This is a genomic window from Brevundimonas fontaquae, assembly GCF_017086445.1.
Lineage (GTDB): Bacteria > Pseudomonadota > Alphaproteobacteria > Caulobacterales > Caulobacteraceae > Brevundimonas > Brevundimonas fontaquae.
Genome location: NZ_CP070968.1, coordinates 1,361,013 through 1,377,733 on the forward strand (window position 1 = coordinate 1,361,013; position 16,721 = coordinate 1,377,733).

General features: G+C 66.7%; 14 protein-coding genes. 6 read left to right on the forward strand and 8 right to left on the reverse strand.

Going from position 1 to position 16,721, the window contains the following annotated elements:
• Positions 1-15: 15 nt before the first annotated feature.
• From JX001_RS06595 to JX001_RS06610, 4 genes are all read right to left on the reverse strand, one after another.
• Positions 16-660 (reverse strand): DsbA family protein, encoded by a 645-nt coding sequence (locus JX001_RS06595; protein WP_039246870.1) that lies wholly within the window; start codon positions 658-660, stop codon positions 16-18.
• A gap of 107 nt (positions 661-767) precedes the next feature.
• Positions 768-1,223: a response regulator gene (locus JX001_RS06600; RefSeq protein WP_205682812.1), complete on the reverse strand. Its 456-nt coding sequence runs from the start codon at positions 1,221-1,223 to the stop codon at positions 768-770.
• Positions 1,224-2,318 (reverse strand): PAS domain-containing protein, encoded by a 1,095-nt coding sequence (locus JX001_RS06605; protein ID WP_205682813.1) that lies wholly within the window; start codon positions 2,316-2,318, stop codon positions 1,224-1,226.
• Between the two features lie 107 nt (positions 2,319-2,425).
• Positions 2,426-2,980: a DUF721 domain-containing protein gene (locus JX001_RS06610; RefSeq protein WP_205682814.1), complete on the reverse strand. Its 555-nt coding sequence runs from the start codon at positions 2,978-2,980 to the stop codon at positions 2,426-2,428.
• Positions 2,981-3,000: 20 nt separating this feature from the next.
• Between JX001_RS06610 and mutY the strand changes: the two genes are divergently transcribed.
• Positions 3,001-4,050: an A/G-specific adenine glycosylase gene (gene mutY, locus JX001_RS06615; protein ID WP_205682815.1), complete on the forward strand. Its 1,050-nt coding sequence runs from the start codon at positions 3,001-3,003 to the stop codon at positions 4,048-4,050.
• A gap of 3 nt (positions 4,051-4,053) precedes the next feature.
• Here the strand turns inward: mutY and JX001_RS06620 are convergent, their stop codons facing one another.
• The 4 genes from JX001_RS06620 to JX001_RS06635 all read right to left on the reverse strand — a co-directional run bounded on the left by JX001_RS06620 (position 4,054) and on the right by JX001_RS06635 (position 10,961).
• Positions 4,054-6,201 carry an amylo-alpha-1,6-glucosidase gene (locus JX001_RS06620; protein ID WP_174085207.1) on the reverse strand — a complete coding sequence of 716 codons (2,148 nt, stop codon included), beginning with the start codon at positions 6,199-6,201 and terminating at the stop codon, positions 4,054-4,056.
• Between the two features lie 150 nt (positions 6,202-6,351).
• On the reverse strand, positions 6,352-7,467 hold the full coding sequence (locus JX001_RS06625) for a glycosyltransferase family 4 protein (RefSeq protein WP_205683104.1): 1,116 nt from the start codon (positions 7,465-7,467) through the stop codon (positions 6,352-6,354).
• A 209-nt stretch (positions 7,468-7,676) separates the two neighbouring features.
• On the reverse strand, positions 7,677-8,753 hold the full coding sequence (locus JX001_RS06630; protein WP_205682816.1) for a site-specific DNA-methyltransferase: 1,077 nt from the start codon (positions 8,751-8,753) through the stop codon (positions 7,677-7,679).
• Between the two features lie 120 nt (positions 8,754-8,873).
• Positions 8,874-10,961, reverse strand: coding sequence for a catalase (locus JX001_RS06635; protein WP_205682817.1), 2,088 nt, complete (start codon positions 10,959-10,961; stop codon positions 8,874-8,876).
• A gap of 182 nt (positions 10,962-11,143) precedes the next feature.
• Here JX001_RS06635 and murC point away from each other — a divergent pair, with 182 nt between their 5' ends.
• The 5 genes from murC to JX001_RS06660 all read left to right on the forward strand — a co-directional run bounded on the left by murC (position 11,144) and on the right by JX001_RS06660 (position 16,678).
• Positions 11,144-12,556, forward strand: a complete 1,413-nt coding sequence (murC, locus tag JX001_RS06640; protein WP_205682818.1) for a UDP-N-acetylmuramate--L-alanine ligase — start codon at positions 11,144-11,146, stop codon at positions 12,554-12,556.
• Positions 12,553-13,452 (forward strand): UDP-N-acetylmuramate dehydrogenase, encoded by a 900-nt coding sequence (gene murB / locus JX001_RS06645; protein WP_205682819.1) that lies wholly within the window; start codon positions 12,553-12,555, stop codon positions 13,450-13,452. The genes murC and murB overlap by 4 nt, the downstream gene beginning before the upstream one ends.
• A gap of 60 nt (positions 13,453-13,512) precedes the next feature.
• A complete protein-coding gene (locus JX001_RS06650; RefSeq protein WP_205682820.1) occupies positions 13,513-14,793 on the forward strand; it encodes a hypothetical protein in 1,281 nt (426 codons plus the stop codon).
• A 68-nt stretch (positions 14,794-14,861) separates the two neighbouring features.
• Positions 14,862-15,803, forward strand: a complete 942-nt coding sequence (locus JX001_RS06655) for a D-alanine--D-alanine ligase (RefSeq protein ID WP_205682821.1) — start codon at positions 14,862-14,864, stop codon at positions 15,801-15,803.
• A complete protein-coding gene (locus JX001_RS06660) occupies positions 15,791-16,678 on the forward strand; it encodes a cell division protein FtsQ/DivIB (RefSeq protein WP_055803790.1) in 888 nt (295 codons plus the stop codon). The genes JX001_RS06655 and JX001_RS06660 overlap by 13 nt, the downstream gene beginning before the upstream one ends.
• The last annotated feature ends 43 nt before the right edge of the window (positions 16,679-16,721 follow it).

Here is a 16,721-nt window from a genome sequence, read left to right on the forward strand (position 1 = left end):
CTGATTTGGCCTCGGTTACTTGGCCAGGGCCGCGTCGATGGCGGTGGACAGGTCGGCCAGGCTGGCGCCTTCGCCGCCGGGCGAGATGACCTGCGTCTCATTGACGTAGAAGGCCGGTGTGCCGGTCACGCCCTGGGCGCGGGCGGCCTGCACGCGCTTCTCCATGGCGGCTACGGCGTCCTTGTCGGTGACGCAGTCGTTGAACTGCTGCTCGGACAGGCCGGCGGCCTGGGCGGTGCGCAGCAGCCAGTCGCGCGGCGAGGACGTCAGCATCTCCTGCTGTGTCGCCATCAGCTGGTGAACCACGTCGAAATACTTGTCCGGACCGGCGCAGCGCGCGACCAGGAAGCCGGCGGTGGCGGCGTCGACCGGCGGGGTCGGCAGTTCGCGGAAGACGTAGCGGACCTTGTTGGTGTCGACGTATTTCGCCTTGAACGCTGGCCAGGTGTTCTTCTGCCACAGGGCGCAGTGGGGGCAGGTGACCGAGGCGTATTCGACCACCGTGACCTTGGCGCCTTCGGGCGCGCCCAGACCCATGTCGCCTTCGGCCGCACCCTTGGCGCCGCCGCCGCAGGCCGCCAAAGCCATGGTCGCCAGTGCGGCGCCGGTGATGGCCGCACGACGGCTCATGCGGGCGAAGCGGGATTCAGTGTCGGCCATGAAGGTTCCTCGGATCGGATCGTTGGCGATGATCACGCGATTCCCCGGGAATGGCGCAACCCTGAACTAGTCTGGAACAGGTGCGGCGAAGTTTTGTCAACAGCGCCTTATCCGCGCGCCCAGGCCCGATCGATGGCCGGTGCGGGGATGAAACTTTGCGGCCTGTCCTGACGCGGCGGCGGATCGCTTAGACCCTGCTGAATGAAGCGCATCGCCGACAGCAGGCCGGAACGCGAGAAGGGCTTGGGGATCACGCCGTGGGCGCCCAAGAAGTCCTCGGGAATCATCTTCGGGTTGGCGGTCAGGAACACGACGGCCGTGGACGGCCAGCGGTCCTTGATCAGGCGAGACACGTCCAGACCGCTGGAGTTTTCCGCCAACTGGATATCGACGAAGGCGATGTCGGGCGGGGCATCGAGCGACAGAGCCTCGACCTCGCTCAAGGACATGGCCTCGGCGACCAGTCGGTGGCCTTCGTCCTCGAGCATGGCCTCGAGGTCCATCACGAGCAGGGCCTCGTCCTCGACGACCAGGATGTCGAAGTGAGGCCCGGCGGCGCGCACCTAGCCGCTCACGGGGAAGTCGACGACCGCGCGCGTTCCGGGTTCGGCCGGGAGCCACAGCGTCTTGCCGCCGATCTGTTTGGAGAGACGACCGATCAAAGTCTTGCCCAATCCCTGATGCGCGGCGCCGGGTATGCCGGGGCCGTCGTCCTGAACAACAACCTGGCCGCCTTGTTCCGTCTTCCTGGCCGAGACGATCAATCGGCCGCCCCGATCGTCGGCGAAGCCGTGCTTGATCGCATTGGTCAGCAGTTCGTTGATGATCAGGCCGATCGACGAGGCATGGGTCGAGGGGATGAACATCGGCTCCACATCGACGACGACCTCGATATCGGTGCGTCCCGTCGAGCCGATCACATCGGCGACCAGGGTGTTGGTGAAGGCGCCGACGTCGAACTGGGTGACGTCCTCGGACTGATAGAGTTTGCGATGAACGGTCGCCAGGGCGTCCACCCGCTCCAGCATGGAGTCCAGGGTTGCGGTCAGGGCCGGATCGGACAGCGTGCGTGATTGCAGGCGCAGCAGCGAGCCGATCATGGTCAGGTTGTTCTTGACCCGGTGATCGACCTCGTGAAGCAGCAGGGTCTTGGCGGTCAGCGCTTCCTGCAGGTCAGCGGTGCGGGCGGCGACCTCGCGCTCGACGACGGCCTTCTGCTTTTCGACCAGAACCTGAGCCTCGACGCGTTCGGTGACGTTCAGCTGAGAGGCGAAGAAATATTCGATCTCGCCCTCGGCGTTGCGCACGGGGCTGATGAACAGGGCGTTCCAGAAGGTGCTGCCGTCCTTGCGATAGTTCAGCAGGTCGACATGAATGTCTTTGCCGGCGTCGATCGCTTCGCGGATCCTGGCGACGGCGGTTTTGTCCGACTTGGGGCCTTGGAGGAACCGGCAGTTCTGGCCGATGATTTCGTCGCGCTCGTAACCCGTCAGGTCCTGGAAGGCCTTGTTGACGAAGACGATCGGATTGTCAGGCAGGCGCGGGTTGGTGATGACCATCGGCATGCGGGTGCCGCGAACGGCGGCCGCAAACGGGTCGCCGCGACCCATCTCGTGCTCCACGAGCTCGGTCAGTCGCCAATCGTCTTGTTGCTTCATCGAGGCTAGGAGTCCAGGCGCGCGACCAGGACATGCCGTGCGGAATTCTTATCTTTACCGTCCCTACCTACAGCAGGCGAGAAGACCTGCCAACCGAGGCGCAGGGTTCACTCGCTGTCGATGCTGGGGCGCGACAGGGCGACGCGGCCCAGCCGGGCCAGGGCGGCGCGCAGATCGTCGGGGGCTGAAGCGATCGATGCGGCCAGATCGGCCTCGGCCTTGGCGGGCAGGGGCGGCGGCTTGGCGCTGCGTTTGGGACGGGCGGCGGCCTCCTTCAAAGGGGCGACCGGACCCTGGGCGATGCGCAATCGATCCACCGTCCCGGCGCCCAGGAACAGGTTGACGCGGGCCAGGATGTCCTCGGACTGGTGCTGGATCAGCAGGGCGGCGGCGCCGGCGACGCGCAACTCCAACACGCCGGGCTGCCCGCCCTTACCCTTGGTCAGTTTCTGAGGACGGGTCACGCGCGCCAGGCGATCGCCGACGATCTCACGCCAGCGGGGCTCCAGCGCGCCTGCGCCCCGGCCGAACTGCTCGTCCAGCTTCTTGATCAGGGGCGTCAGCGCCTTGCCCGCGCGCGGCGCCGGTCGGGGGACCGGACGGGTGCGGCGGCGAGACAGGATCTCGCGGACCTCGGCGTCTGTGGGCAGCGTGCGGCGCATGGGTCTATATAGCGCGACCGATGCCTGACGTCTCTCCCGACATAGACCTGATCCGCTCCCGGCTCCTGGCCTGGTACGACGCCCATGCGCGCAGCCTGCCGTGGCGGGCCGCCGTCGGCGCGCCGCGGACCGAGCCATACCGCGTCTGGTTGTCGGAGGTCATGCTGCAGCAGACGACCGTGCCGCATGCGACGCCGTATTTCCACGCCTTCACCACGCGCTGGCCGACGGTCTCGGACCTGGCGGCGGCCGAGGATGCGGAGGTGATGGGGGCCTGGGCGGGGCTGGGCTACTATGCGCGCGCGCGCAATCTGCTGGCCTGTGCGCGGGCGGTGGCGGGCGAGCATGGCGGCGTGTTTCCGGACACCGAGGCGGCGCTGCTCGCGCTGCCGGGCGTCGGCGCCTATACGGCCGCAGCCGTCGCCTCCATCGCCTTCGACCGGGCGGCCAATGTCGTGGACGGCAATGTCGAGCGGGTGATGGCGCGGCTGTTTGCGGTCGAGACGCCGGTCCCCGCCGCCCGGCCCGAGCTGAGGCGGCTGGCGGGCCTGTTCGTCACGGACGAGCGGCCGGGCGATTGGGCTCAGGCGCTGATGGATCTGGGCGCGACGGTTTGCCGGCCCAAGTCGCCATCTTGCGGGACGTGTCCGGTGGCCAGCGAATGCCTGGGTCTTGCCACGGGCGACCCGGCCCGGTTTCCGGTGAAGATCAAGAAGGCCGACCGGCCGCATTGGCGGGGCGTGGCCTATGTGCTGATCGACGACCAAAGGCGTGTCGCGGTCGAGACGCGACCCGAAAAAGGGCTGCTCGGCGGAATGTTGGGCCTGCCGACCAGCGACTGGGCGATAGGCGAGCCTGTTGCCGCAGCGCCGGTCGAGGCCGACTGGCGCGACGCGGGGGCTGTGGAGCACGTCTTCACCCACTTCAGCCTGACGCTGGCGGTGATGACCGCGCGCGTCGATGCGGACGGCGACTATCGCTGGATGCCGATCGAGGCGGCGCGGGCCGCCCTGCCGACGGTCTTCGCCAAGGCGCTGGATCGGGCGAGTGCCCCCGATCTCTTCGGCTGACCCCTATCGCAACGTGCGGATCGAAACCTTGCCCTGCTTGTGATGCGGGATGACCACGGCGCGACCGTCGGCGTGCTGGATATTCAGATCGACAACGGCGCCGCCGACTTCCAGGCCGGTGATCTTGAGACGATCCAGACCGGCGGGCAGGACCGGGTCAGCGAGATCGACCGTCTCGGTCCAGGCGTCGATCGACAGGCCCAGGGTCGCCTGAAGCATCAGGAAGACCGATCCCGCCGCCCAGGCCTGGGGCAGGCAGGCGACCGGATAGGCGATGGGCGGCTCGCCCGGCTCACGCGGGAAGCCGCAGAACAGTTCGGGCAGCCGCAGGTGGAAGTGGGCGGCCGCAGCGTAGATCTCGGCCAGGATTTGCGCGACCGCATCGCGCTCGCCATAGGCGGCCATGCCGGCGGCGGCCATGGCGGTGTCGTGCGGCCAGACCGAGCCGTTGTGATAGCTCATCGGATTGAAGCGGGCCTGTCCGACCTCCAGGGTGCGGATGCCCCAGCCGGTGCGGAACTCGGCGGTCAGCAGGCGTTTGGTGACGCGCCGCGCGCGTTCCAGCGACGGCAGGCCGGTGAACAGCAGGTGCCCGGCGTTGGAGGCGATGGCGCGACATTGCTGGCCGTCGCCGTCGAGGGCCACGGCATAGAAGCCCTCATCTTCCATCCAGAACTTTTCCTCGACCAGCGAGCGGACCTGTTCGGCGCGCATCCGCCATTCGGTCGTGCGATCGTCGTGCAGGCGCTCGCCCAGATCACCCAGCGCTTTCCAGGCGGCGAAGGCGTAGCCCTGAACCTCCAAAAGCGCGATCGGACCTTTGGGGAAGCGACCGTCGGCGTGGAAGATGGAATCCTCAGAGTCCTTCCAGCCCTGGTTGGACAGGCCGGTGTCGGCCCCGCGCTGGTAGTCGATCAGGCCGTCATTGTTGCTGTCGCCATAGTCGCGCATCCAGTCGGCGGCCGCGATCAGGTTGGGCCAGAGCTTTCGGATCAGATCCAGATCGCCGGTCCGGTTGGCGTAGGCGCCGGCCAGGGCCACGAACAGGCAGGTGGTGTCGACCCCGCCATAGTAGAGACCGAACGGCACCTCGTGCAGCGCGCTCATCTCACCGCCGCGCGTCTCGTGCATGATCTTGCCGGGCTGGCTGTCTCGATAGAGCGAGGTCTCGGTCGCCTGGCGCGAGGCCAGATAGGTCAGCACGCCCTTGGCCAGCGACGGGTCCAGCCACAGCATTTGCCAGGCCGAAATGATCCCGTCGCGGCCAAATGGGGTCGAGAACCACGGTGTGCCCGCGTAGGGATAGGGCCCGGTCGGCAGGTCGGTCGTCAACAGCGCCATGTCGGCGCGCGACTGGTCCAGCCAGTCGTTGAATCGGGGGCTGCGAGGGCCGCGCACCGAGGCGCCGCGCCGGCGTTTGGCGCGCATGGCCAGGCGGGCCTGGATGGCGTTCTGGCGCCAACGGTCGGCGTCCGGCGTCTCGCAGGCGTCCACGCCGCACTCGATGAACAGATCCAGAGAGCGGCCCTTGGGCAGGCTGAACATGAACTCGGCGCGCTGATGCGTCAGGCGCGCGGGCGGTTCGGAAAAGGCGATGCAGCTGGACCGGTCCACGTCGTCCAGCCCGGTGTAGCGGAAGGTCACGCGGCGACCGTCGGTGGTCGGCGTGTGGATCGTCCCGCGCTTGGCTCTAGGCGTGCCGCGCACCTGAAAGATATCGAAGAAGTCCGCGCCGAAATCGAAGGCCAGCGGCAGCAGGATGTCCTCCACCCCATGGTTGACCATGCGGATGCGCTCGAACATCCGCCGGTTCCAAAGGAAACGCCGGCGCTCGATATGCAGGACGCCGGCCGGGGCCGATCGACCGCCCATCGGGGGTAGGGGACGGTTGGTGGTGTGGCAGGAGAAGAAGACGTTGTCCTGGCTGACGCCCGACGACAGGCGCGATGGCTTCAGCAGGCCGACGGTCATGGCCCAGCGCGACAGCACGCGGGTATCGCCTGCGAACAGGCCGTCGGCGCCGCCCTTCATGTCGCCCCATCCGTCGGCGACCAGGAAGGTATCGCCTTCCTTTAGCGCCATCAGCTGTTCGAGACCCGTGGCCTCGACCGATTCACCGGCGGTCAGTTGAGTGGAATAGGCGTCGTCCATGCGGTCTCTTCCCCGTCGTTGTGAGGCCTTGGCCGAACGTGTCGCACCCGAATGCGGCGCTCAGGGGCCGCTTGAGAGATGAAATGAAACAGGCGGCAGAGGGTTCACCCCCGCCGCCTGTCTTTCTTGGATAATCGTAGGCTTTGACGCTTAGGCGATGGCGGCGAAGCTGCGGTCTTCTTCGAGCGGACGCAGCGGGGTGACGACATTGTCCAACGCGGCTTCCGCGAACGGACGGCGCGCCAGTAGGTCGCCGTAGACGTCCAGGTAGCGGCGCGCCATGGCGGTGGCGGAGAAGCGCAGGTCAAAGCGCGCGCGCACGGCCTCGCGATCCAGCAGATGGACGCGCCCGGCCGCAGCGATCGCCTGCTCCATCGTGTCGACCAGGAAGCCTGTGGCGCCGTCTTCGATGACCTCGGGCGTCGAGCCGCAACGGAAGGCGATCACCGGGGTGCCGCAGGCCATGGCCTCGATCATCACCAGGCCGAACGGCTCGGGCCAGTCGATGGGGAAGAGCAGGGCTTCGGCGCCGCCGAGGAAGGCGGATTTCTGATGGTCGCCGATCTCGCCGATGAACTCGATCAGCGGATTGCCCTCGACCAGCGGGCGGATCGTCTCTTCCCAATAGCGTTTGTCGGCGGCGTCCACCTTGGCGGCGATCTTCAGTTGCTTGCCCAGTTTGGTGGCGATCTCGATGGCGCGGTCGGGGCGTTTCTCGGGCGAGATGCGACCCAGGAAGGCCAGATAGCCCTCAGACTTCGGAGAGAAGATATATTGTTCGCCGGGCATGCCGTGATGGACGGTGGCCTTCCAGTTGGCGAAATGCAGCGGCTTGCGCTGATCGTCGGAGATGGAGACCAGGCCGAACTCGCTCCAGCGCGCGTAGACGCCGGGCAGGTCCTTCATATCCAGACGGCCGTGCAGGGTCGTCAGGGTCTTGTCCGCATATTTCTGGAACAGCGGGAAGTGGACCATGTCGGTGTGGAAGTGGATGACGTCGAACTCGTCGGCGCGGTCCAACACTTCGCCCAGCATCGACAGGTGGGCGGCGAGATCGGATTTCAACGGCGCCGGATCCAGGCGGATGGCCTGATCGCGCACAGGCACTAGGCGCGCCTTGGTCTGGGCGTCGGCGCTGGCGAACAGCGTCACGTCGTGGCCCAGCTCGACCAAGGCGTCGGTCAGATGCGCAACCACACGCTCCGTACCGCCGTACAGCTTGGGAGGGACAGCCTCGTACAGCGGGGTGATCTGCGCGATTTTCATGGTGATGTGCTCCGACACCGCATCCTGGCGGGCCGTTGACATCAATGTTCTCGCAACTGCGAAGTTCCATCACAGGCAGCGAATTTTCACATAGGTTTCGAGGGGTTACAGCGAAGCTGACCTATAGGTCGTGTGCGAAATCGTACGTATCGACGACAGATTGCCAGCTAAGTGATTGATGTGGCTTATGCGACGCGTCGTCGCAGCGGCTACATCGCAGCGCGAACTTCGGAGCGGAGGGCGTCGATGGATTTCAGCCCCTGGTCGGTCTTGAAGCGCCAGTAGGTCCAGCCGTTACAGGCAGGCGCGTTTTCCAACAGCGCGCCCAGCTTATGAATCGAGCCGCTGAGCGAGCCGTGAACCAGCGAACCATCTGCGCGAACACGCGCCTCGCGCTCACCCTTGGGGCAATACAGGCGGTCGCCGGGTTGCAGCAGGCCGGCCTCGACCAGGGCGCCGAACGGGACCTTGGGCTCGGCGCGCTTGGAGCCGGTGACCATCAGGTCCTCGGGGCGGGCAGGGATGACCGAGGCGATGCGGGTTTCGGCGACCTCGGCATAGGTCTCGTCACGCTCGATGCCGATGTAGTGGCGGCCCAGCCGCTTGGCGGCGGCGCCGGTAGTGCCGGTGCCGAAGAAGGGATCCAGGATCACGTCGCCGGGGCGCGTCGCCGACAGCAGGACACGGTGCAGCAGGGCCTCGGGCTTCTGGGTCGGATGGGCCTTCTTGCCGTCGGCGTCCTTGATCCGCTCCTCGCCCGTGCACAGGGCGAAGGTCCAGTCGGAGCGCATCTGGGTGTCTTCGTTGAAGGCCTTCAGCGCATCGTAGTTGAAGGTGTAGCGCTTCTGATCCCGCGACTTGGCGGCCCAGATCAGGGTCTCATGGGCGTTAGTGAACCGGGTGCCCTTGAAGTTCGGCATCGGGTTGGACTTGCGCCAGATGATGTCGTTCAGCACCCAGAAGCCCAGGTCCTGGATCGCGGACCCCAGGCGGAAGACGTTGTGATAGCTGCCGATCACCCAGATAGAACCCTCGGGCTTCAGGACCCGGCGGCATTCCGCCAGCCAGGCGCGGGTGAAGGCGTCGTATTCGGCGAAGCTGGCGAACTTGTCCCAGTCGTCATCGACCGCATCGACCTTGGAGTTGTCGGGACGCAGCAGGTCGCCGCCCAGCTGCAGATTATAGGGCGGATCGGCGAAGACCATGTCCACCGAGGCGTCGGGCAGGCTCTTCAGCACCTCGATGCAGTCGCCACGATGAATGACGTCGGTCTTCAGATCGGACATGGAACGCGGTCTCGCAACAATGAGACCGCTATGGTGAATCCTTACGGTTAAGGCAGTGTTGAAATCCGCCCGGTCCCGTCATCCCAGGCACAGGGCCTGGGATGACGAAAGGTGGGGCGATCAGGCCAGCATGCGCACCTTGGGCTCGCGATCCCACTGGCGGGTGCGGGCGGGGACGAGGAAGGCCTCGGCGTTCTTGGACAGGTCGATCACCCCGGCGTCCGGCTCGATGCCCGCCTTGTCCAACAGGGGCTGGGCTTCGGGGGTGTGGCCAACGGCTTTGAGGTGACCGAAGGCGTCCTTGGCGAAATCGACCGCGGCGCCTTCCTTCAGCAATTGGGCGCAGCCGTCGTCGGACAGGACGATGGCGACGGCGTCGAACAGGACCGACGGGCTGCCGGCCAGTTGCCCGTCTGCGGCCAGGGCCTTGCCGCCCTTCAGCTTGGCCCCGCCGATCTTGGGCGCGACGATGAAGACCGAGCCGCCGTCGCCTTCAACCGCCGCCTTCACGGCGTCGACGACCGCACCGTCCGAACCGTCGGCGACCAGGATGGCGACCTTTCGGCCCTTCAGGGTGTCGGGATATTTGCCGACGATGCGCAAGGAAGGCGAGGCGTCCAGATCGATGGGCGCCACACCGGGGTCGGACGCCTTGGGCAGGGGCAGGTTCAGGCCGTCTGCGACCCGCTGGGCCAGGGTTTCATCGACGTTCTGCAGATTGGCCAGAACACGCTCGCGAACGTGAGCGAGCGACACCTTGGACAGTTCAAAGACGATGGCGCTGGCCAAATGGGCCTGTTCGATCTCGGTCTGGGAGCGGAAGAACAGCCGTGCCTGGCTGTAGTGGTCGGCGAAGCTTTCGGCGCGCAGCCGGACCTTTTCGCGCTCGACCGGGATGGGCGCGGTGCGGAAGCCGCCCTTGGGATCTTCACGCGGGCCGCCGTCCTCGCCCGCCTCGGACAGGCTGTTGGGCTCATAGTTGGCGCGGCCCTTCGGCACCGCCATCTGCATATGCCCGTCGCGCTGGAAGTTCCGGAAGGGGCAGCCCTTGGCCTGGTTGATCGGGATCTGGTGGAAGTTGACCGTGCCAAGACGCGACAACTGGGTGTCCTGATAGGAAAACAGCCGCCCCTGCAGCAGCGGGTCTTCCGAAAAATCGATGCCCGGCACGATGTTGGTCGGCAGGAAGGCGACCTGTTCGGTCTCGGCGAAGAAGTTGTCCGGGTTGCGGTCGAGCACCATGCGGCCGATCACGCGGATCGGATAATCCTCTTCCGGCACCAGCTTGGTGGCGTCCAGAATGTCGAAGGGCAGGGCGTCGGCCTGGTCCTGGGTGAACAGTTGCACGCCGAACTCCCATTCGGGGAAGTCGCCCTGATCGATGGCCTCATACAGGTCGCGACGGTGATAGTCGGGGTCGGCGCCGGCGATCTTGACCGCCTCGTCCCAGCAGGTGGATTGCGTGCCCAGCTTTGGCCGCCAGTGGAACTTGACCAGGGTCGCCTGGCCCTCGGCGTTGATCAGCCGGAAGGTGTTGACGCCGAAACCTTCCATCATGCGCAGGCTGCGCGGGATGCCGCGGTCGGACATGGCCCACATGACCATATGCATGCTCTCGGGCATCAGGCCGATGAAGTCCCAGAAGGTGTCGTGGGCGCTGGCCGCCTGGGGATAGCCCTTGTCGGCCTCCATCTTTACTGAGTGGATCAGGTCGGGGAACTTGATCGCGTCCTGGATGAAGAAGACGGGGATGTTGTTGCCAACCAGATCCCAGTTGCCTTGGGTCGTATAGAATTTGACCGCAAAGCCGCGCACGTCGCGCGGCGTATCCACCGAACCCGCGCCGCCGGCCACGGTCGAGAAACGGGTGAACAGCTCGGTCTTCTTGCCCACCTCGGTCAGAATCTTGGCCGTGGTGAACTCCGACAAACTGTCGGTCAGTTCGAAGAAGCCGTGGGCGGCCGAGCCGCGGGCATGGACGATCCGCTCAGGGATACGCTCGTGGTCGAAATGCTGGATTTTCTCGCGGAGGATGAAGTCTTCCAGCAGGGTCGAGCCGCGCGGGCCGGCCTTGAGCGAGTTCTGATTGTCGCTGATCGGCGTCCCGTGATTAGTGGTCAGGCGGGTCTCAGGCGTCGAGGCGGTCTGGTGCACCTCGCCGGCTTTGCCGATTATCGGCGCGCCGGCCGGCTTTGCGTTCTTGGCCATCTTGGAAGTCCTTTGGAGCAGCGGCGCAAGCGGGAGCCGCGCGCGTTCCCGAAGACAACTCGGTGGAGGCGCAATAGTTCTGTGCGAGTTCGTGCACAGCCGCGCCCGATCGTCCTTAGAAAAGTTCGCTCCGTATGCGGCGCGCCCTTCGCAGGAGGCGAGGCGGCGTTTATGAGGCGAAAATGATCGCACGCCTTCGCCCCGTCCCGTTCGACCTCGGTCCCGTTCATTTCGTCGGCATCGGCGGCATCGGCATGAGCGGCATCGCCGAGATCATGCTGAAGATCGGCTATTCGGTGCAGGGCTCTGACGCTAAGGCCAGCGCCAATACCGAGCGGCTGGAACAGCTGGGCGCCAAGATATTCATCGGCCACGACGCCGCCCATGTGGGCGAAGGCGTGTCGGCGGTGGTCTATTCGACGGCGGTCAAGGCCGACAATCCCGAGATGAAGGCGGCCCGCGAGCGCCGCATCCCGCTGGTGCGCCGGGCCGAGATGCTGGCCGAGCTGATGCGGCTGCAATTCTCGATCGCGGTCGGCGGCACACACGGCAAGACAACCACGACCTCGATGGTGGCGGCCCTGCTGGATGCGGCGGGCCTGGATCCCACGGTGGTCAACGGCGGCATCATCAACGCCTATGGCACCAACGCCAAGGTCGGCGACGGCGACTGGATCGTGGTGGAGGCGGACGAGTCGGACGGCAGCTTCCTGCGCCTGAAATCGACGGTGGCCATCGTCACCAATATCGATCCCGAACATCTGGATCACTACGGCGACTTCGACGGGGTGCGGAAGGCGTTCGTGGATTTCGTCGAGAACATCCCCTTCTACGGGTTCGCCGCAGTCTGCCTGGACCATCCGGAGGTGCAGAAGCTGGTCGCGGCCATCGATAACCGGCGCCTCGTCACTTACGGCACGAACCCGCAGGCCATGGTGCGGGCTGAAAACTGCCAGATGGGACCGGACGGCGCGCGTTTCGACGTTGTGATCCAGAACGGCGAGACACACCGCATCGAAGGTCTGCACCTTCCGATGGCCGGCTGGCACAATGTGTCGAACGCCCTGGCCGCCATCGCTGTGGCGCGGGAACTGGACGTGTCGGACGACGCGATCCGCACCGGTCTGGCCGGGTTCGGCGGGGTCAAGCGGCGCTTTACCACCACCGGCGTCGTGGGCGGCGTCCGCATCGTCGACGACTATGGCCACCACCCGGTCGAGATCGCCGCCGTGCTGAAGGCCGCACGCCAGGTGACGGAAGGTCGCGTCATCGCGGTGGTTCAGCCGCACCGCTACACGCGCCTGCGCGATCTGATGGACGAGTTCTCGACCTGCTTCTCGGACGCCGACAGCGTGATCGTCGCCGACGTCTATCCCGCCGGCGAACAGCCGATCGAAGGGGTGGACAAGCACGCCCTGGCCGACGGGGTGCGCCGCTACGGCCACCGTCACGTCCAGGCCTTGGAGAACGCCGCCGTCCTGCCACGCCTGATCAAGGACGAGGCCAAATCCGGCGACGTCGTCGTGCTGCTGGGCGCCGGCGACATCACCAGCTGGGCCTATGGCCTGCCGGCGCAGCTGGAGGCTCTGGCGTGATCGCTCTGCCCGAAGTGCGCGGCAAGCTGCTGCGGAACGAGCCGCTCGCGCCCTATACCTGGTTCCGGGTGGGTGGGGCGGCCGAGGCCCTGTTCATACCGGCGGACGCCGAGGATCTGGCGGACTTCCTGAAGGCGCTGGACCCGGCCGTGCCGGTGACGGTTCTGGGCGTCGGATCGAACGTCATCGTCCGTGACGGCGGGGTCGAGGGCGTGGTGATCCGCTTGGCGGGCCGCTCGTGGGCGCAGATCACAACAGACGGCGACACAGTCACGGCCGGCGCGGGCGCGCTGGACTCGATGGTCGCCAAGGCCAGCGCCAAGGCTGGAATCGCCGGGCTTGAATTCTACGCCGGCATTCCGGGCACGATCGGCGGCGCCCTGACCATGAACGCCGGCTGCTATGGCTCCGAAACCAAGGACGTGCTGGTTTCGGCCTGGGGGCTGACGCAGGCGGGCGAGCGGGTCGATTACGATCTGGCCGACTTCGGCTACACCTATCGGCATTCCCGGGCGCCGGCCGATATCATCTGGATCGAAGCGACCTATCGCGGCACGACCGACGAACCCGAGGCGGTGGCGGCCCGGATCTCCGAGATCACCAGCCGTCGCGAGACCACCCAGCCCATCCGCGAGAAAACGGGCGGCTCGACGTTCAAGAACCCCAAGGGCCACTCGTCGTGGAAGCTGGTGGATGAGGCCGGCTGGCGCGGCAAGCTGCACGCCGAAAACGGGGGAGGGGCCAAGTTCAGCGACCTGCACTCCAACTTCATGATCAATCCCGGCGAGGCGACCGCCGCCGATATCGAAGGCCTGGGCGAGGCGGTTCGCGCCGATGTGCTGGCCAAGACCGGCGTTCAGCTGGAGTGGGAAATCAAGCGGATCGGGCGACGCTGATCGGCGGTTGCGCAGGGACATGCCGCACGTTAGGTGAGGATTTCTCGGGGGAGAAACCAGATGAAGCCTATCGCAGCCGTCGTCGGCCTTCTGGCCATGGTCGCAGAACCGGCCCACGCCCAACTCGTCACCCGCACGGCCGTCGGTCCCGCGATTGAGGGCGGCCAGAACCGGATTAATCTAACGCGGTCCAGCGCGGGCTACACCTATTTCAACCGCGCGGGCGCCGATTTGGCGCAACACGACGCCGCGTTGAACGGGTGTCTGGCCGAGGCCTCGCGGATGACGCAGCCTGATGACAACAGCGCCGCCGCGGCTGGCGCGGCCGGTGGTCTGCTGGGCATGTTGGTGGTCGGGGTCATCCAGGGCGCGATGAACGGGATGCACGAGCGTAGAGGCGTCGCCGCCAATGTCGAAAACTGCATGGTGGTCAACGGTTGGCGTGTCGTTCGGCTGGACGAGACCGATGGCAAGGCGCTGGATGCGCTGGAGCAGGCGGAACTCCACGCCGCCCTGGCGGACCACGTCGGCGCCGACCAGCCGAAGGGGGAGATCGTTCGCATCTATGACAACGACGCTGTGCGCGGCGAAACGGTGCTGATCGGAAAATCGGGCGATCTGGATAAGGCGTCGTTGAGCCTTCAGGCCTTGCCGCCGCAAAGCGCCACGCCGCCGGCCGCCCGCAAAGGCCCGCAGGCCCCGCGCACCGCGCGTCCGCCGCGAGCGTTGAAGCCAGAGGACGTCGCCGTGGCGTCCGGGGACGCTCTCGTCACCGTGCGTCTGACCGGCATGGCGGAGCAGGGCGGCCGCACGCTGTTCTTTACCCGCCAGGGGCCTGCGCCCGATATTCAGCCCTGGGAGCAGGACGGTCGTCCGGCGCTGTTCGCCGTCGCCCTGCCAACGCGCGGCGCTGTTCGTGGCGATCGCACGCGGGCCGTGACCCAGACCTTCTCGGTGCCGCCTGGTCGCTGGCGTCTGAGCGCGGTCAATGTCGGCCAGTACATCACCCACTTCTGCCTGGGGGCCTCCGGGTTCGAGGCCCGCGACGGCGAGGCGGTCTATGCGGGGGCGTTTGATTTGTCGGGCGAGCAGTTGCGACCGGACATGACCTTGCGCGACGATCTGTTGGCGCCCACGTCGCCGGCCGCAACGGCAGGCCTGCGTCACCGCGCAGCGGAATGGTCGTATGGCGACAAGGAACAGTGTCAGGGCGCGTATCTGTACGCCTTGGACCTGACGCCGCCATCCGAGAAGGTCGCAGAGGCGGCTGCTCCTCAAGTCACGGGTGCGGATGACCCGGTCGTCGTGGTCGAAACGCCGGCGCCATCAACACATCAGTGACGCCATTACGGTTTGGTTGACGGGCTGTTAACGACCTGCGCGGCATCCAGTCGGTTCTGGAGCCGCCGATGACCCGCCCCTTCTCTTCTCTTCACGTCGCCGTCCTGATGGGCGGCCTTTCCGCAGAGCGGGAGGTGTCCCTCTCGTCAGGCGAGCAGTGCGCGCAGGCGCTGGAGCGGCAGGGCGTGCGCGTCAGTCGCGTGGACGCCGGGCGAGATCTGGCCAATGTGCTGTCCGGCCTGATCAGGCCCGACGTCGTGCTGAACTGTCTGCACGGCGCGTGGGGCGAGGACGGCTGTGTTCAGGGCGTGCTGGAGACCCTGCGGATACCCTACACCCATTCCGGCGTGCTGGCCTCGGCCCTGGCGATGGACAAGGACAAGTCCAAGGCCGTGCTGCGGGCGGCGGGCATCAAGGTGCCGGGCGGTGGTCTTTACGATCGTCACGAAGTCGCCAGCCGCCACGTCATCGACCCGCCCTATGTGGTCAAGCCGAATGCCGAGGGCTCGTCCGTCGGCGTCTTCCTGGTGCGCGAAGGCGCCAACCGTCCCGTTTCCGAAGTGGGGGAGCCGGGCTGGGCTTACGGCGAGCAGGTCGTCGTCGAGCCCTATATCGCCGGCAAGGAGCTGTGCGTCACCGTGCTGGGCGAACCGGCCGGCCCGCGCGCCCTGACCGTCACCGACATCACCCCGACCAAGGGCTTCTACGATTACGAAGCCAAATATGCGCCGGGCGGATCGGTGCACGTCCTGCCGGCCGTCCTGCCGCCGCACGTGTTCGAAAAGGCGCTGCGTCAGGCGGAGGCGGCGCACGTCGCCATGGGCTGCCGCGGCGTGTCGCGATCCGACTTCCGTTATGATGATGTTAAGGACGATCTGGTCTTGTTGGAGGTCAATACCCAGCCCGGCATGACCCCGACTTCGCTCGCGCCCGAGCAGGCCGCCCATACCGGGATGAGCTATGATGATCTGGTTCGGTGGATGGTGGAGGACGCCTCATGCCCGCGGTAGTTCGCGGCGGCCGGCGACAGGGTTCTAATCAGGCTCCACAGCGCGGTTCGGCGTCCAAAGGCGGAGGACGGTCGCGCGGCGGGGCCCAGAACGCGTCCGCCGTTCCCGGCAAGATGGCCGCCATCGGCCGTGTCGATATTTCGCCGCGCACCGCCGTGATCGCTCTGGGCGCCGGCGCGCTGCTGCTGGTCGGGGTTCTGGCCACGGGCGCTCGCGCGGAGCGGATCGGCGCCTCGGTTTCGCATGGCCTGGACAGTGTGACGGCCGGCATGGGTCTGACGCTGAAGCGGGTGCACATCACCGGCGCCTCGCCGGAGGCCGAGCCGGCGATCCAGCGCGCGCTGGGCCTGTACTCCGGTCAGCCGATCACCAGCCTGGATCTGAACGCCATTCGCACGCGGGTTCAGGGCGTGGGTTGGGTCAAGGAGGCGCGCGTGGTGCGCCTGTTGCCCGACACCCTGATCGTCGAGGTCAAGGAACACGACCGCCTCGCCGTCTGGCAGGAGGCTGGTCAGATCAAGGTGATCGACAACCGGGGCCAGGTCATCGACGGCGCCGACGCGCGTCGCTATCCGACGCTGCCGCTCGTCGTGGGCAAGGGCGCCGACGTGGCGGCAGGCGAAATCCTGCCTCTGCTGGCCCAGCGCCCCCGACTGATGGGGATGGTGGATGCCCTGGTGCGCGTGGACGAGCGCCGCTGGGACCTGCGTCTGAAGGACGGCAGCCTGATCCAGCTTCCCGCCACCGAACAGGAGGCGGCCCTGATCCGCCTCGATGCGCTGGACCAGCGCGAACGCCTGCTCGACCTGGGCTTCGCCCGGGTCGATCTCAGAACCCCGGATGAGGTCGCCGTGCGACCTGCCGGCGACGCCTAAGGACCGTAGAGACATGACCAAGCAACGCGGCGCGGCGAATGAT

Coding starts and splice junctions, on each gene's coding strand:
- JX001_RS06660 (WP_055803790.1), top strand. CDS start 15,791: ATGCCCGCGGTAGTTCGCGGCGGCCGGCGACAGGGTTCTAATCAGGCT.
- JX001_RS06650 (WP_205682820.1), top strand. CDS start 13,513: ATGAAGCCTATCGCAGCCGTCGTCGGCCTTCTGGCCATGGTCGCAGAA.
- JX001_RS06655 (WP_205682821.1), top strand. CDS start 14,862: ATGACCCGCCCCTTCTCTTCTCTTCACGTCGCCGTCCTGATGGGCGGC.
- murC (WP_205682818.1), top strand. CDS start 11,144: ATGATCGCACGCCTTCGCCCCGTCCCGTTCGACCTCGGTCCCGTTCAT.
- JX001_RS06630 (WP_205682816.1), bottom strand. CDS start 8,753: ATGTCCGATCTGAAGACCGACGTCATTCATCGTGGCGACTGCATCGAG.
- JX001_RS06595 (WP_039246870.1), bottom strand. CDS start 660: ATGGCCGACACTGAATCCCGCTTCGCCCGCATGAGCCGTCGTGCGGCC.
- JX001_RS06610 (WP_205682814.1), bottom strand. CDS start 2,980: ATGCGCCGCACGCTGCCCACAGACGCCGAGGTCCGCGAGATCCTGTCT.
- JX001_RS06620 (WP_174085207.1), bottom strand. CDS start 6,201: ATGGACGACGCCTATTCCACTCAACTGACCGCCGGTGAATCGGTCGAG.
- mutY (WP_205682815.1), top strand. CDS start 3,001: ATGCCTGACGTCTCTCCCGACATAGACCTGATCCGCTCCCGGCTCCTG.
- JX001_RS06625 (WP_205683104.1), bottom strand. CDS start 7,467: ATGAAAATCGCGCAGATCACCCCGCTGTACGAGGCTGTCCCTCCCAAG.
- JX001_RS06635 (WP_205682817.1), bottom strand. CDS start 10,961: ATGGCCAAGAACGCAAAGCCGGCCGGCGCGCCGATAATCGGCAAAGCC.
- JX001_RS06605 (WP_205682813.1), bottom strand. CDS start 2,318: ATGAAGCAACAAGACGATTGGCGACTGACCGAGCTCGTGGAGCACGAG.